Annotated in this window: 12 protein-coding genes; 6 read left to right on the top strand and 6 right to left on the bottom strand. The window is 67.6% G+C overall.

What is annotated here, in order from left to right; genetic code table 11:
* Positions 1–22: 22 nt before the first annotated feature.
* The 6 genes from BLU29_RS18475 to BLU29_RS01010 form a co-directional block, all read right to left on the bottom strand.
* Positions 23–1,741: an ABC transporter ATP-binding protein gene (locus BLU29_RS18475; protein ID WP_091054729.1), complete on the bottom strand. Its 1,719-nt coding sequence runs from the start codon at positions 1,739–1,741 to the stop codon at positions 23–25.
* A gap of 67 nt (positions 1,742–1,808) precedes the next feature.
* Positions 1,809–2,870 carry a glycosyltransferase family 9 protein gene (locus tag BLU29_RS01030; RefSeq protein WP_157693540.1) on the bottom strand — a complete coding sequence of 354 codons (1,062 nt, stop codon included), beginning with the start codon at positions 2,868–2,870 and terminating at the stop codon, positions 1,809–1,811.
* Between the two features lie 41 nt (positions 2,871–2,911).
* Complete coding sequence (locus BLU29_RS01025) at positions 2,912–4,018, bottom strand: glycosyltransferase (RefSeq protein ID WP_091054727.1); 1,107 nt, start codon at positions 4,016–4,018, stop codon at positions 2,912–2,914.
* Positions 4,015–5,040, bottom strand: coding sequence for a glycosyltransferase family 9 protein (locus BLU29_RS01020; protein WP_091054726.1), 1,026 nt, complete (start codon positions 5,038–5,040; stop codon positions 4,015–4,017). The genes BLU29_RS01025 and BLU29_RS01020 overlap by 4 nt, the downstream gene beginning before the upstream one ends.
* 3 nt (positions 5,041–5,043) lie before the next feature.
* Positions 5,044–5,952 (bottom strand): hypothetical protein, encoded by a 909-nt coding sequence (locus BLU29_RS01015; protein WP_091054725.1) that lies wholly within the window; start codon positions 5,950–5,952, stop codon positions 5,044–5,046.
* Positions 5,949–6,548 carry a DUF4254 domain-containing protein gene (locus tag BLU29_RS01010; protein ID WP_091054724.1) on the bottom strand — a complete coding sequence of 200 codons (600 nt, stop codon included), beginning with the start codon at positions 6,546–6,548 and terminating at the stop codon, positions 5,949–5,951. The genes BLU29_RS01015 and BLU29_RS01010 overlap by 4 nt, the downstream gene beginning before the upstream one ends.
* Positions 6,549–6,607: 59 nt before the next feature.
* Here BLU29_RS01010 and BLU29_RS18655 point away from each other — a divergent pair, with 59 nt between their 5' ends.
* The 6 genes from BLU29_RS18655 (at position 6,608) to BLU29_RS00980 (ending at position 14,776) form a co-directional block, all read left to right on the top strand.
* On the top strand, positions 6,608–7,567 hold the full coding sequence (locus BLU29_RS18655) for a glycosyltransferase family 9 protein (RefSeq protein WP_091054723.1): 960 nt from the start codon (positions 6,608–6,610) through the stop codon (positions 7,565–7,567).
* A 124-nt stretch (positions 7,568–7,691) separates the two neighbouring features.
* Positions 7,692–8,678 carry a glycosyltransferase family 9 protein gene (locus BLU29_RS01000; RefSeq protein ID WP_091054722.1) on the top strand — a complete coding sequence of 329 codons (987 nt, stop codon included), beginning with the start codon at positions 7,692–7,694 and terminating at the stop codon, positions 8,676–8,678.
* A 113-nt stretch (positions 8,679–8,791) separates the two neighbouring features.
* Complete coding sequence (gene serS / locus BLU29_RS00995; protein ID WP_091054721.1) at positions 8,792–10,060, top strand: serine--tRNA ligase; 1,269 nt, start codon at positions 8,792–8,794, stop codon at positions 10,058–10,060.
* 90 nt (positions 10,061–10,150) lie between these two features.
* Positions 10,151–11,203: a tRNA lysidine(34) synthetase TilS gene (gene tilS, locus BLU29_RS00990; RefSeq protein WP_091054720.1), complete on the top strand. Its 1,053-nt coding sequence runs from the start codon at positions 10,151–10,153 to the stop codon at positions 11,201–11,203.
* A 115-nt stretch (positions 11,204–11,318) separates the two neighbouring features.
* The gene (gene ftsH, locus BLU29_RS00985) at positions 11,319–13,325 is read left to right on the top strand and encodes an ATP-dependent zinc metalloprotease FtsH (protein ID WP_091054719.1); all 2,007 of its coding nucleotides are present in this window, start codon (positions 11,319–11,321) and stop codon (positions 13,323–13,325) included.
* Between the two features lie 59 nt (positions 13,326–13,384).
* The gene (locus BLU29_RS00980) at positions 13,385–14,776 is read left to right on the top strand and encodes a UDP-glucose 6-dehydrogenase (protein WP_091060817.1); all 1,392 of its coding nucleotides are present in this window, start codon (positions 13,385–13,387) and stop codon (positions 14,774–14,776) included.
* Positions 14,777–14,834 lie beyond the last annotated feature (58 nt).

Raw genomic sequence — 14,834 nt, 5'->3', positions numbered from 1 at the left:
CACGACGCGATGGTCTTGTCGCCTACCGGGCGACGTGCGGGATCGCACCGATCAGCGCGCGGGTGTAGGGGTGCTGCGGGCGTTCCATGATGTCGAGGGCGGACCCGAGCTCGACGATCTGGCCCTGATACATGACGGCGATGCGGTCGGAGACGTGCTTCACCACGGACAGGTCGTGGGCGATGAAGATCATGGTGAGGTCCATGGTCCGCACGAGGCCGGCCAGCAGGTTGAGGATCTGCGCCTGGATGGAGACGTCGAGCGCGGACACGGGTTCGTCCGCAATGATGACCTTTGGCCGCAGGGCGAGCGCCCGGGCGATGGCGATGCGCTGCCGCTGGCCGCCCGAGAACTCGTGCGGGTATTTCTGCATGAAGCGCGGGGCCAGGCCGACCTGCTCCATCAACTGCGCCACCCGCGCCGGCACCTGGTCCGGCGGCACCACGCCGTGCACGAGCAGGGGCTCGGCCAGCGTGGCGTAGACCGTCAGGCGCGGATTGAGCGAGGCGAACGGGTCCTGGAAAACCATCTGCAGGTCCCGCCGGGCCGCCTGGATCTCGGCGGCGGACGCGGCGGTGAGGTTGCGGCTGCCCAGCACGACCGTGCCGGCGGTGACGGGAACCAGCTGCATGATGGCGCGGGCCAGGGTGGATTTGCCGCTGCCGGATTCGCCGACCAGGCCGAGCACCTCGCCGCGCCGGACCTCGAAGCTGACGCCGTCCACCGCCTTCACCGTGCCCGTTTGCTTCCGGAAAAGAAAACCGGATTCGATCGGGAAGTGGGTCTCCACGGCCTGGACCGAGATGACGGTCTCGCGGCCGATGGCATGGGGCGCGGCGGCCGCGGGAGACTTCTCCGCCGGCAGGTCGAAACGCTTCAGCAGCTCGGCCTCGGTGAACGGTTTCGACAGGTCGGGCGGCAGGCCGGGAATGGTGAAGAGCTCCCGGCCCTTGTCCTGCAGGGCCGGGATGCAGCGCTGGAGGGCCTTGGTGTAGGGATGCTGCGGGGCGCGGAAGAGCGTGCGGGTGTCGGCCGATTCCACGATCCGGCCGGCATACATGACCTGCACACGGTCGCACAGGCCGGACACGACGGCCAGGTCGTGGGTGACAAAGATGACCGCCATGCCCAGCTCGCGCTGGAGTTTCTTGAGCAGCTCCAGGATCTGGGCCTGCACGGTCACGTCGAGCGCCGTGGTCGGTTCGTCGGCGATGAGCAGGTCGGGCTTGGTGATCAGCGCCATGGCAATCATCACGCGCTGGCGCATGCCGCCGGAAAACTCATGGGGGTAGCTATGGAGGCGTTTCGCCGCGTCGGGGATTCCGACCGCCTCGAGCATGGCCCGGCCGCGGGCCAGGGCGTCGGTCTTGGAAACCTTTTCGTGGATGAGCAGCGGCTCGATGAGCTGTTCCGCGATGCGCAGGTAGGGATTCAGCGACGTCATTGGGTCTTGGAAGACCATGGCGATGCGCTTGCCGCGGATGGCGCGGAGCTCGGACGGGGAACAGTGCAACAGGTCGGTGCCGTCGAACAGGGCCCGGCCGCTCTCGATCCGGCCCGGCGGCTGCGGGATGAGGCCGAGGAGCGTGGCGCAGGTGACCGACTTGCCCGAACCCGACTCGCCGACGATCCCGAGGGTCTCGCCCTTTTCGAGGGAGAAGCTGACCCCGTCGACCGCCCGATATACGCCGCGGCGCGTGTGAAAATAGGTGCGAAGGTCCGTGACTTCGAGCAAGGGCATGGCGGCAGGAATGAGGCTGCGGCTGGCGAGCGAGGCAGCAACGCCAAAACCGGTCCGGCGGCGGAGGCTAGCTCCGGCAGGCGGGAAGCAGTCCTTGCCAGGTCTGAATGACGGTGGCGGGGGTGACCGAGAGCAGGCCGGCGTCGGGCGACGGATCCGACGGCAGAAGGATTTTCACCGGTGCGGCCGTCGGAATCGGAGCGTAGAGTTCCGCGGCGATATGGGCCTTGCGGGCAAACATCACGACCAGCGGGCAACCCATGGCCGCGGCGGCATGGGCCGGTCCCGTGTCCACGCTGATCATGCTGTGCGCCCGCTCCTGCAGCGCGAGCAGCCGGGAAACCGGCAGGTCATCGGTGGCGATGAGCACATGGCTTTGTTCGCCGGGCAGCCGGCTCGCAATGTCCTCGGCCAGCGGACGCTCGCTCGGGGCGCCGCAGATCAGCACGCGAGACGAGGGCAGAAGCCGCCGCACGGCCGCGATGACCTCCGCCCAGTTGTCTTCCGGCCAGTATTTCGCATTACTCCCCCGCTGGCGCGGGCCGCCCTTCATGGTCTTCTTGTTGCCGGGCTGGATCAGCACGAGCGGCGCCCCGGCCAGGTGCCGGCTCTCCAGCCACGCGGCGCAGTCGCGGCGGTCGGCTTCGGACAAGGTCAGGCGGGTATCGGGTGCCGCGGGGATTTCCCCGTTGAAGGCGGTGTCAGTGCCCAGTGCGACCGGGGTCTGGCGGGCGAGGCGCAAGGCGTGCGTGGCAACGTGCTCGCCCGGCAGCCGCGGCAGGTCCCGCATGGTGCAGATCCATTCCGGGCCGACGCCGCCGCGCCGGAGGAGGCTCAGGGGTTTCTCATCCGGTTCCATGACGTAAACGGGCCCGGGCGGGCGCCGTCGCAGGAAATCCACCAGTTGCCACTGGCTGCGGTTGAAAAAATACGGTGCCCGGCGGCTGGTGAGCAGGCTCACCTCGCCGCAGGCGGGCACGCGTTGCATGAGCGGCGGGGTCCAGCCACCCGAGGAAATCAGGGTGCAGGGCTGCCCGTAACGCTGCTGCAGGGCCTTCAGCATGGGGACGAGCAGGATCATGTCCCCCATGGCGCCGAAACGGATGACCAGCGGTGTGTGTGCAGACACTGGCCTACAGACGAGCAGGCCGATGTTCCCGTTACAAGAACTTAGCCGGCCCCAGGGGCGAGAAGTTCGGCGAACAAGGCCTCGTAGCGGCTGATCATCCGCGCGAGCGAGAAGCGCGCCGAGGCGTCGGCCTCGCCGCGGGCCACCACGGCCTCAATGGCCGGGCCGCCCGCGAGCACGCCGGTCAGGATCGCGACCAGCGCCGCCGCGTCCCCGGAGGGGAAGAGCCAGCCATTGACGCCGGGTTGGATGATGTCGGTCACGCCCGGAGCCTCGCTGCCGATGGCGGCACAGCCGGCCGCCATATATTCGATCAGCACCAGCGGCAGGCCTTCGTAATGCGTCGAAAGCACCGCGGCCCGGCAGCGGTGGTAGATGGGCGCGACATCCGCGACCTGCCCAAGAAAATCGACCCGGCCGGCCAGCCCGAGGCGGCGCACGAGTTTCTCGCTGGCGCGACGGTGCGACTCCTTGTTCCAGCCGCCGAGCAGCAGGCGGCCGGTCCAGCCCTGTGCGACCAGCCGCCCGGCCGCCCGGATCAGGGTCGGCTGGTCCTTCTGGCGGGCAAAGCGGGCGAACATGATGATGTCCTGGCTGCGCGAGGCGAATGCCGGCGTGCCGGCGGAGTAGTGCGCCGGATCGACGCCGTTGTGGATGATTTCGAGGCGCGGGCCGACGAGCCCGAGCGGGCGGACGTGGTCGGCGACACCCTGCGAGACGCAGACGGTCGCCGTGGTTTGGGCCGCGAGCCGTTGCGCGGACCAGCGCCGCCAGAACAGGTAGCGCTCGCAGTTCTGCTCGACATGCAGGACGACGGGCACATTTGCCGCGAAGGCCGCCTGTCGGCCCCAGAGGTGCTCGCTGTTGCCGTGCGCCGCCAGGACCTGCGGTTTGAATTCCGCGATGAGCGCCGCGAGTTGGCGCCGGGTCGTCCACTTGGGGCCTTCGTCCACCCACGCGGTGCGCAGGCCGGCCGCGGCAATCTGCGCCTGCATGGGCGCGGGGAGCGGGACCCGCTTGCGGCGCAACACGAGCAGTGGCTCATAGTTGCCCGTACGCAGGTGGCCGCAGGCGAGTTCGAGCGCAACCCTGGTCGCGCCGGAGCCGCCGCCCGTGACGAAGTGAATCACACGGGCTTTCGCGCTCATGGCGGGGCGATGGCGGCCAGGTAGGGCTCAACCGCCGCTTGCACCTCGGCGACGGACAGGCGCAACAACGGGCGCGGGCCGGTGAGGTCGTCGGGCCGCAGGATCGTGTGCCTCGTGTCCCACGGGTGCCAGCGCCACGGCTCGAGCGGGCCGAACAAGGCCACGACCGGCACATGGAACGAAGCGGCCAGGTGCAGCAGGCCGGTGTCGATGCCGATGGCGAGGTCCATGCGCTGGAAGAGTGAATTGGATTCCTTGATCGAGAGCTGCTTGCTCCAGTCGGTCCAGTCGCGGGCGAGCGGCGCGGGGAGCGCGGCGCGGATTTCTTCGTAGTAAGCCGCGTAGCCGGGCGCATCGCAGAGGTGGATCTCGCAACCGCGCTCGTTGACCAGCCAGGCGATGAGCCGGGCAAAGCGCCCGGGCGCCCAATCCTTGGACGGCACGATGGACTTGGCGCAGAGGAAAACCCGGGGGCGTTTGCCCGGGGGCAGGCCGGCGGCAACGCGCGCGTCGGCCGCGGGATCGGTCCAGTTCTCGTTGTGCGTGTCGGTGACGGGAATGCCGTCGGCGCGGAGGACATCCAGGAAGCACTCGACCTCGTGCTTGTCGGCGTAGGGCGTGCTGCGCTGGAGCAGCCAGGCGCGGCGGTCGGTCGCGAAGCCGACCCGGTGCGGGATGCCGGCCAGCAACGGCAGGATGGCACTGGAGAAGGAGCGGCGCAGGATGTAGCAGCGGTCGTATTGCCGGGCGCGCAGGAAACCCGCGGCGCCGAGCAGCGTCGTCGGAAATTTCGCCGCGCGCTTCTTTTCACCCTTCAGGCGCGGGGCGAAGTAGAGGAGTTCATCCTTGTAGGGGCAGAGCGCGAGGGTGTCGCCCGAGACCGGTTCGCCGAGCACGTCGATCTTCGCCTTCGGGAAGGCGCGGCGGAGGTTGCGCAGGGTGGGGATGGCCAGGACGGTGTCGCCGATGAAACGGTAGCGGATCACCAGGATGCGCAGCGGGCGCGGGTCGGGCCAGGGCATGGCTCAGTAGACCGCGGGGTAGCCCTCGCCGCGAGCCTTGAAGCGCCTGTGCACCCAGAAGTATTGCTCGGGAGCGAGGCGGACATGCTGCTCGATGAGCTGGTTGATCCGCACGGCGTCGGCCGCGGCGTCCGTGGTCGGGAAGTTTTCCAAGGCCGGCAGAATGGTCAGCGTGTAGGAATGGTCGGCCTCACGCTTCGCGAAGAAGGGCACGACGGCACAGCCGGTCATTTCGGCGATCTTGCTGGTGGCGGTGTTGGTGATGGCCGGCACGCCGAAGAAGGGGAGGATTTCGGAGGACTTGCTGCGCTTGCCCTGGTCGGGGGCATACCAGATGGCGGCGTTGCCGCGCAGGCCCCGCACGAGGCCGCGCAGGTCGTCGAAATGCACGGCGGGCGACAGGTGGCGGGTGCGCTGGCCGCGCATGAGGTGGGCGACGACGGGATTGTTGGGGTCGCGGAAGAGTCCGCCCATGGGGTGGGATTCGGACATGAACCGGCCGCCGATCTCAAGGGTGGTGAAATGCGCCGTGAGCAGGAGGGCGCCGTGGCCCCGGGCCAGCGCGGCCGTCAGGTGCTCGAGGCCGACGACGCGGTGGGGCGGCAGGTCGGAGGACTTCGCCCACCAGCCGGCGCAGACCTCGAAGAGCCCGAAGGCGAGCGAGTCGTAGTGGGCGCGGGCCAGGGTGGTGATTTCGCCGGGGGATTTTTCGGGGAAACAGAGCTTCAGGTTGGTGAAGACCACGCGGCGGCGGATGCCGACGACATGGAAAACGAGCCAGCCGAGGACGCGGGCGAGGGCGCGCTTCTCGGGCCAGGGGAGCTTGTCGGCCAACCAGAGGAAGCCGAGGCCGGTCCACATGGGCCAGTGCTGCGGCAGCCAGAGGCGCGGGTGCTCGCCGGCGCCGCTCATGCGCTGCCTGACTTCGGCGCGTTGCGGTAGAGCTGGGGGTTCAGCGCCGGGTCGTTATACATCTTGAACTGGAAGTAGGCGGAGAAGGTGCGGCGTTTCGCGATCACGTCGGCGAACAGGTCGGCAAGGCACCCCGTAAGGTCGGCGCGCTGCTGGCGGATGCGGGCGAGCTTCTCGGCGCACTTCGCCTTGTGCTCGACGGAGGCCTCGGGGCGCACGGTCTCCTCGTGCATGTGGTATTCCTTCAGCGCGAGGATGGAGAGGCGGTCGATCATCATGCCGGGGGTCTCGGAGTTGCGCGGGCAGCCGGATTGCGGCGGATGGAGCGCGGCGACGACGGCCTTGTCCATCTCCTCGGCAAAGTTGTTCCGTTCCTGGTTGAAGCGGTCGATGTTGCGCTTGGCCTGGTAGACGCGCTCGAAGCCGAGGTCGTCGCGGCGGGCGACATCCTCCTCGTGCCAGAGCGAAAAATTGCGGAGGTGGTTTTCCTCGAGCAGCCGGAAAAAACCATCCGCGCCGACGGCGGGCGTGGCTTGATGCCAGCAGGCGGTGAGTTCGGTCTGGCGGGCGGCGATTTCCGGGGCGTCGAATTTCATGCGGGCGGCAAATTGAGTTGGACAAAACAGGCCCGGACACAAGCCTGCGAATCCGCGCGATGCAAAGCCTCCTCGTCATCAAGCCGTCGTCCCTCGGCGACATCGTGCACGCGCTGCAGGTGGTGCAAGTGCTGGCCAAGGAGCGGCCGGGCTGCCGGATCAGCTGGGTGGTGCGGGAACGGTTCGCCGGGCTGGTGCAGGCGGCGCCGTTCGTGCACGAGGTCATCATCTTCCGCCGGCGCGACGGCTGGCGGGCTTTTCTGCGGCTGCTGCGGCAGCTGCGCGGGCGCGGGCGGCGGTTCGATGCGGTCTGGGACATGCAGGGGCTGCTGCGCTCCGGACTGATGACCGCGGCGGCCCGGGCTCCGGTGAAATGGGGCCGGCCCGATTCGCGCGAGGGCGCGGGGATTTTCTACACCCGCCGCGTGGATCGGCCGGAGGGCGCGGGCCCCCACCACGCGCTGGAGATATTGCAGCCCTTCCTGCGGGCCGACGGCCTCGCGCCGCGGCTGGACTTTCCGCTGAACCTGCGGGCGGGCGTGATCTACCCGTGGCAGGCGTTTTTCGCCGGCGACCCGCGCAGCACCTTTGTCATTTTCACGGACAGTCGCGGGGCGGAGAAGGAATGGCCGCGGTTCAACGAACTGACCGCGCTGATTTTCCGCACCATTCCGGGCAGCAAAATCGCCTGGTGCGCCGGCAAACCCGCCAAGCCCGAGGTCGCAGTGCCGGGCGAACGCTTCCTGAACCTCACGGGTTGCCCGATGGACCAGATGATCGCGCTGGTGCGGCAGCCGGCGACCTTCATCGGCAACGACAGCGGACCGATGCACCTGTCGGCGGCGTCCGGCAACCGGGTTCTGGCCATCTTCGGGCCGACCTCGCCGCGGCGCTTCGGGCCGTTCCCGCTGGATAACCCGAAGCACCGGGCCGTCGAGGCACCGGACGGCCGGCTGGCGGATCTCGACCCGGCGGCGGTCCTGGCGGCGCTGGAGGAATTGCGGGCGCGGCCGCTTTGACGGGGCTGCGAAAGCCCGGTAAATCCGGCAAAAAGCGCGGGGGCGACGGGTTCGCGTTTGCGTTTCTTTGCCCGCCAACAACCTTGGGAACGCCACGCAGAAAGCGTGGTCTAGTCCGTCCGCCATGCCGGAAATGCTCATCATCAAGCCCTCTGCGCTCCGTGACATCGTTCACGGATTGCAGGTCGCGGCGTCGATCAAGGCGCAGCGGCCGGAGTGGCGCATTTCGTGGATCGTGCGCGACATTTTCTCGCCGCTGGTGCGCTCGTGCACCGCGGTGGACCAGGTTTACGTGTTCCGGCGCCACGAGGGCGCGCGCGGGTTCCTCACCACCATGCGCGAGGTCCGGAAAAAGGAATTCGACCTGGTGCTGGATTTCCAGGGGCTGCTGCGCACCGGGCTCATGACCAAGTGGGCGCGCGGCAAGCGCAAGGTCGGCCGCGCGGACGCGCGCGAAGGGGCGGGGATGTTCTACGGCGAGAAGATCCCGCTGCCCGCCGCCGGTCGCGCGGCGCACGTGCTCGATATTCTCCTGCAATTCTGCACCACCGTCGGCGCCGAGCCGCGCCTGGCCGGGCCGCTGCGCTTCCGCGAGCTGGAGCGGCTCAACCTGAGCTTCATGGAGCCGCGCAAGGGCCAGCGCCCCGTGCTGATTTTTCCCGACAGCGGCCAGAGCAACAAGAAGTGGAACGGCTACGCCCAGCTCACGGCGCAGCTGATTCGCGAGGGGGGCCGCAAGGTCGTGTGGGCCGGCAACAACTACCTGCCGTGCAAGGAAGCGTTCCCCGACGGCACTTTCCTCAATCTCACGGGCAACACCAGCCTGACCTCGCTGCCGGCGCTACTCGGCAAAGCCGATTGGGTCATTTCCAACGACAGCGGACCGATGCACCTGGCGGCGGCCATGGGCCTCAAGACCATCGGGCTCTTCGGGCCGACCGACCCGCGGCAATACGGGCCTTATCCGCTCAAGTCCCCGACGAACTACGTCATCCAGGCCCCGGTCGGCGACCTGCACCTGCTTTCGGCCAAGGAAGTATTCTACCTCTTCAACCGGATCGAGGCCTCGCTGCACAAGGCGCAGGCCAAGGCCGCCCTGGCGCACGCCTGACTGTAGCGGCGGTCTGTGACCGCCGGACGGCGCTCATAGAGCGCCGCTACAGAAGAATCGCGCGCGGAAAAGGGTTGTTCCCCGGACGGGATATCCCTTGAACCTAGCCAGTCATGCTCGATCCCAAGCTTCTCCGTGAATCGCCCGAAACCGTGCGCACCGCCATCGCCCGGAAGCACCTCGACGTCGACCTTGACGCCGTGCTGGCGCTCGACACCGCCTGGCGCACGCAGCTGGGCGAGGTCGAGGCCCTGCGCGCCAAGCAAAAGGCCGCCAACAACGAGATGGTGGCGCTCAAGAAGGGTTCGCCGGAATTCCTCGCCAAGGTGGTGGAGATGAAGGGCGTCTCGGCGCAGGCCAAGGCCGCCGAAGAGGCGCTGAAGTCCGTCGAGGAGAAGCTGCACGCCGCCCTGCTCACGCTGCCCAACATCCCGCATGCCACCGTGCCGGACGGCAAGACGCCGGAGCAGAACGCTGTCCATGCCACGCGCGGCTCCATCGAGGCGACCTCGAAGCTCGCCGTCCCGCACTGGGAGATCGGCGGCTTCGGCAACCTGATTGACTTTCCCCGCGGTGCCAAGGTCACGGGCGCGGGTTTCCCGTTCTTCATCGGCGAGGGTGCGAAGTTGTCGCGCGCGCTGTTGCAGTTCTTCCTGGATGAGGACGTGAAGGCCGGCTACACCGAGGTCAGCCCACCAATCTTCGTCAACGCCGCCAGCGCCACGGCCACCGGCCAGCTGCCCGACAAGGAAGGCCAGATGTATGAGACGACCGACAAGCTCTACGCCGTGCCGACGGCCGAGGTGCCGCTGACCAATTTCTTCCGCGACGAGATCCTCGAGGAGACGGCGCTGCCGGTCTGCCGCTGCGCCTACACGCCGTGCTTCCGCCGCGAGGCCGGCAGCTACGGCAAGGACGTGCGCGGGCTGAACCGCGTGCACCAGTTCGACAAGGTCGAGCTGCTCAAGTGGGTTCACCCGGCCACGAGCTACGACGAGCTGGAAAAGCTCCGCGCCGATGCCGAGCGCCTGCTGCAGAAACTAGAGCTGCCCTACCGCGTGCTGCTGATGTGCGGCGGCGACCTCGGTTTTGCCCAGTCGAAGAAATACGATCTCGAGGTCTGGGCCGCCGGCCAGAAGCGCTGGCTCGAGGTGTCCAGTTGCTCGAACTTCGAATCCTTCCAGGCGCGCCGCGCGCAGATCCGCTACCGCAACAAGGAAACCGGCAAGCCGGAGCTCGTGCACACCCTCAACGGCTCGGGCCTCGCCGTGCCGCGCGTGCTGGCCGCGCTGTTGGAAAACAACCTGCAGGCCGACGGCCGCGTGAAGCTGCCGGCGGCGCTCGTGCCGTATTTCGGCAAGGAGTATCTGAGTTTCAAATAAGGCCAACGACACCTGTCATCCTGAGCACAGCGAAGGATCCAGCAGGATAATCGTCACGGACATCATTCTGGATTCTTCGCTTCGCTCAGAATGACCCGCACCGGCAAATCAAAACCCGACTGGCCCGCCGTGGCCGAGGCTTTCGCGGCCCGGATTTCGCATGGGGCCCTGCATCCGGCGGCGATGCTGCGGGCGTTCGCCGAGTATCGGCGGGAGACGCACAAGGGCGGCCGACCGTCCCGCTGGGCCCTGGCCTTTTCCGGTGGGGCCGACTCGCTCGCGCTGCTGTTGATCTTCTGGGCGGAGGGGCCGGGTCGATGGGGGCGGGATTTCGTCGTGCTGCATTTCAATCACCGACTGCGCGGGAAGGCGGCGGATGCGGACGAGAAATTTTGCGCGCAAGTCTGCGCGGCGCTCGGCGTGACCTTTGTCGCGGGGCGCTGGCACAAGGCGCCGAAGGCGGCCAGCGAGGCCGCGGCGCGCACGGCGCGCTTTGAGTTTTTCGGTCGCGAGATGGGTCGGCGGAAAATCCGCCTGCTCTGGCTGGCGCACCAGCAGGATGACATCGCCGAGAGCCTGCTGATGCGGCTGGCGCGCGGCAGCGGGACCGGTGGTCTCGCTGCACCCCGGCCGGTGCAGGCGATGGGCGAGGGGCGGCTGCACCTGCGGCCGATGCTCAGCTTGAAGAAGGCCGACCTCACGGCCGCGCTGAAAAAGGCCGGCGCCGGGTGGCGTGAGGACGCGTCGAATGCCACCGATGATCATTTCCGCAACCGCATCCGGCGCCGGGTGCTGCCGGCCTGGATCAAGGCCGCCGGACGCGATGCCCTTGCCGGCGCGGCGTTGTCGCGCGAACTGCTGGACGACGACGATGCGGCGCTCGAAGCCTGGCTGGACGAACTCAAGCCCCTCGACCGGCGCGGCCGCCTCGACTTGGGCCGGCTGGCGGGCAAGCCCCGGGCGCTGGTTCGCCGGGCGCTGCACCGCTGGTTGCTCGCGGTCCGGCCGGAGACCGATTTGTCGCGCCAAGGCTTCAACCAGCTGCTGGCGGCAGTGGAGCGCGGGCGCGACACGCGTTTCAGTCTTGGCGCCAAGGGCTTTGCCGTGGTGCGGCGCGGCGGGCTGGGCTTCCGGAAGGCGTGACATAATCGGCGGTTCCGGCCAGGTTCCGCTGCAAAATGCCTCAATATTTCCGCCAGTCGTTCGTTTGACTTATCCAGACGGAACCTACACCTTGCCCGACCACTCTCATTCCTCCATGCCCGACAACGACGACAACAAGAAGCGCAGTCCCCTCAAGAGCCTCCCGCCCGACGGTTTCCCGCTCAAGACGGGCCTCATTTGGATCGCCATCATCGGGGCCATCGTCGCGCTTTTCATGCTGAACCCGGGCAAGGCCCCGCAGCCGGCCACCCTCAAGATCCAGCAGGTCCTCGAGCTCGCCGAGCAGGGCCAGATTGCGACCGGCTTCATCCAGCCCGACGGCAACGGCGGCCGCGACTGGTCGCAGCTGAGCGGTGAGACCAAGGATCCTGTCCTCAAGAACGAGACCGGACCCACCAAGGCCTTCGTGGCCACCGGCCGGCTGACCGACGGCAACCTCGAGCTGCTCCAGAAATCCAAGGTCTTCGTCGAGAAACCGGCGACGACCGCCATGACGCAGCTGCTGTTCAACGTGCTGCCTTTCATCATCGTCATCGGCCTGCTTTATTTCCTGTTCGTCCGCCAGCTCCGGCAGGCGGGCAAAGGTGCGCTGAGCTTCGGCAAGAGCCGCGCCAAGCTGCTCACCCGCGACAAGGACCGGGCGACCTTCGCCGACGTGGCCGGCTGCGACGAGGCCAAGGAGGAGGTCAGCGAGGTGGTCGAGTTCCTGCGGGACCCGAAGAAATTCCAGAAGATCGGCGGTCGCATCCCCAAGGGCATCCTCATGGTCGGCCCCCCGGGCACCGGCAAGACGCTCCTCGCGAAGGCCATCGCCGGCGAGGCCGACGTGCCGTTCTTCTCCATCAGCGGCTCGGATTTCGTCGAGATGTTCGTCGGCGTCGGCGCCAGCCGCGTGCGCGACATGTTCGAGCAGGGCCGCAAGAACGCCCCGTGCCTCATCTTCATCGACGAAATCGACGCCGTCGGCCGGCAGCGCGGCGCGGGCCTCGGCGGCGGCAACGACGAGCGCGAACAGACGCTCAATTCGCTGCTCGTCGAGATGGACGGTTTCGACACCCAGGAAGGCGTCATCATCATCGCCGCGACCAACCGCCCCGACGTGCTCGACAGCGCCCTGCTGCGCCCGGGCCGCTTCGATCGTCAGGTCTACATCGATCTGCCCGACATCATCGGCCGCGAGCAGATCCTCCGCGTCCACGCCCGCAAGATCACCCTCTCCGAGGACGTCAATCTCGCCATCATCGCCCGCGGCACACCCGGCCTGTCCGGCGCCGAACTGGCCAACCTGCTCAACGAGTCGGCCCTGCTGGCCGCCCGCCGCAACAAGAAGAAGGTCGAGATGGTCGACATCGACGACGCGCGCGACAAGGTTCTCTGGGGCCGCGAACGCCGCCGCGTGATGGACGACAACGAGAAGAAGTCCCTCGCCTGGCACGAGGCCGGCCACGCCATTGTGCAAGCCGTGCTCGATGACGGCACCATGCCCGTCCACAAGGCCACCATCATCCCGCGCGGCCAGAGCCTCGGCAGCGTCACTTACCTCCCGACCAAGGACATCCTCTCCAGCTCGAAGAAGAAGCTGCTCGACCGGGTCGCCGTCGCGATGGCCGGCCGCATCGGCGAAAAGCTCGTGACGAACGACATCAGCAACGGCGCCGCCAGCGACATCAAGATGGCCACCAACACGGCCCGCGCGATGGTGTGCGACTATGGCATGAGCGACCTCGGCCCGATCGCGCTCGGCGACAACCAGGACACCGTGTTCCTCGGCCGCGACATCACCCGCTCCCAGCATCTCAGCGAGGACACCGCCCGCCAGATCGACCAGGCCATTTCGGAGATCATCAACAGCCAGTATACCCGGGCCGAGCAGATCGTGAACGAGCACCGCAGCGCCCTCGACAAGGTTGCCCAGGCGCTCCTCGAGCACGAGACCATCGAGGGCCGCCACGTGCTCGAGATCCTCAAGGACGGTGAGATCAAGTCGCCGATCGTGATGGTCCGCCAGCCGCCCCGGCAGCCGCCGGAGATCGGCAAGCCCATGACCAAGGTTTCCCCCGATGCGCCGGCCAGCGGTTCACCCGCGCCGAGCCCGGCCTAAGTGTAAAATCAGCCTTGGTTTTCTCTGCGGAGGCCGGCATTCTGCCGGCCTCTTTCATTATGAACATCTGCTGCATTGGCGCCGGTTACGTGGGCGGGCCGACCATGGCCATGATCGCCCTGAAATGCCCCGACATCACCGTCACGGTGGTGGACATGAACGCCGCGCGCATCGCCGCCTGGAACAGCGGCACCCTGCCGATCTTCGAGCCTGGCTTGGATGACGTCGTCAACCAGGCCCGGGGCAAGAACCTGTTCTTCTCCACCGACGTCGCCGGCCAGATCAAGAAAGCGGACATCATCTTCGTGGCGGTCAACACGCCGACCAAGACCTACGGCGTCGGCGCCGGCCGCGCCGCCGACCTGCGTTTCATCGAGTCCGTCGCCCGCACCATCGCGGAGCACGCCGAGTCCGGGAAGATCATCGTCGAGAAATCCACCATCCCGGTGAAGACGGCCGACGCGATCAAGGCGATCGTCGCCGCCAACTCGAAGGGCCTGAAATTCTCCGTGCTGTCCAACCCCGAGTTCCTTGCCGAGGGCACGGCGGTCAAGGACCTGCTCAACCCCGACCGCGTCCTCATCGGCGGCGAGCGCACGCCGGAAGGCGAGAAAGCCATGGAAACCCTCGCCGGCGTCTATGCCCGCTGGATCCCCCGCGACCGCATCATCACGACCAACCTGTGGTCGTCCGAGCTCTCCAAGCTGGTCGCCAACGCCTTCCTCGCGCAGCGTATCTCGTCGATCAATTCCATCTCGGCCCTCTGCGAGGCGACCGGTGCCGACGTGGACGAGGTGGCCAACGCCATCGGCAAGGACAGCCGCATCGGCCCGAAATTCCTGAAGAGCTCCGTCGGCTTCGGCGGCTCGTGCTTCCAGAAGGACATCCTCAACCTGACCTACCTCTGCGAGAGTTTCGGCCTGCCCGAGGTCGCCGACTACTGGACGAGTGTCGTGGGCATCAACGACTGGCAGAAGAAGCGTTTTGCCGGCCGGATCGTGAAGGAGCTCTTCAACACCGTTGCCGACAAGAAAATCGCCGTGCTGGGTTTCGCCTTCAAGAAGGACACCAACGACACGCGCGAGTCCGCCGCGATCAATGTCGTGCGCGATCTGCTGGCCGAGCACGCCAAGGTCTCGGTCTACGACCCGAAGGTGCCGGCGCACGAGATCGTCGCCGACACGCTCGGCAAGGACGGGGAGAACCCGCGCCTGACGGTCGCGAAGGACGCCTACGAAGCCTGCGCCGGGGCGCACGCCATCGCCATCGTGACCGAGTGGGACGAGTTCAAGGCGCTCGACTACGCGAAGATTTTCGCGGGCATGCCCAAGCCGGCGTTCCTCTTCGACGGCCGCAACATCGTGGACCTCGCCGCGCTGCGGAAGATCGGCTTCAAGGCCTCCGGCATCGGCAAGCCCGCGGGCCGCCGCCGCGAGGGTGACGCGGCGTAAGAGCCCGCGGTGCGTGCCGGTGCCCAGCACCGGGCGGTAGAGCCGTGGCACCCGCTTG

Source organism: Opitutus sp. GAS368, from assembly GCF_900104925.1.
Lineage (GTDB): Bacteria > Verrucomicrobiota > Verrucomicrobiia > Opitutales > Opitutaceae > Lacunisphaera.
The sequence above is the reverse complement of the archived record's forward strand: the minus strand, read 5'-3'. Positions and strand labels throughout refer to the sequence as shown.

Excerpts from the sequence above, each read along its gene's own strand:
- BLU29_RS01015 (WP_091054725.1), bottom strand. The coding sequence starts at position 5,952 with ATGAGCGGCGCCGGCGAGCACCCGCGCCTCTGGCTGCCGCAGCACTGG.
- tilS (WP_091054720.1), top strand. The coding sequence starts at position 10,151 with ATGACCCGCACCGGCAAATCAAAACCCGACTGGCCCGCCGTGGCCGAG.
- BLU29_RS01025 (WP_091054727.1), bottom strand. The coding sequence starts at position 4,018 with ATGAGCGCGAAAGCCCGTGTGATTCACTTCGTCACGGGCGGCGGCTCC.
- BLU29_RS18655 (WP_091054723.1), top strand. The coding sequence starts at position 6,608 with ATGCAAAGCCTCCTCGTCATCAAGCCGTCGTCCCTCGGCGACATCGTG.
- serS (WP_091054721.1), top strand. The coding sequence starts at position 8,792 with ATGCTCGATCCCAAGCTTCTCCGTGAATCGCCCGAAACCGTGCGCACC.
- BLU29_RS00980 (WP_091060817.1), top strand. The coding sequence starts at position 13,385 with ATGAACATCTGCTGCATTGGCGCCGGTTACGTGGGCGGGCCGACCATG.
- BLU29_RS01010 (WP_091054724.1), bottom strand. The coding sequence starts at position 6,548 with ATGAAATTCGACGCCCCGGAAATCGCCGCCCGCCAGACCGAACTCACC.
- BLU29_RS01000 (WP_091054722.1), top strand. The coding sequence starts at position 7,692 with ATGCCGGAAATGCTCATCATCAAGCCCTCTGCGCTCCGTGACATCGTT.
- ftsH (WP_091054719.1), top strand. The coding sequence starts at position 11,319 with ATGCCCGACAACGACGACAACAAGAAGCGCAGTCCCCTCAAGAGCCTC.
- BLU29_RS18475 (WP_091054729.1), bottom strand. The coding sequence starts at position 1,741 with ATGCCCTTGCTCGAAGTCACGGACCTTCGCACCTATTTTCACACGCGC.
- BLU29_RS01020 (WP_091054726.1), bottom strand. The coding sequence starts at position 5,040 with ATGCCCTGGCCCGACCCGCGCCCGCTGCGCATCCTGGTGATCCGCTAC.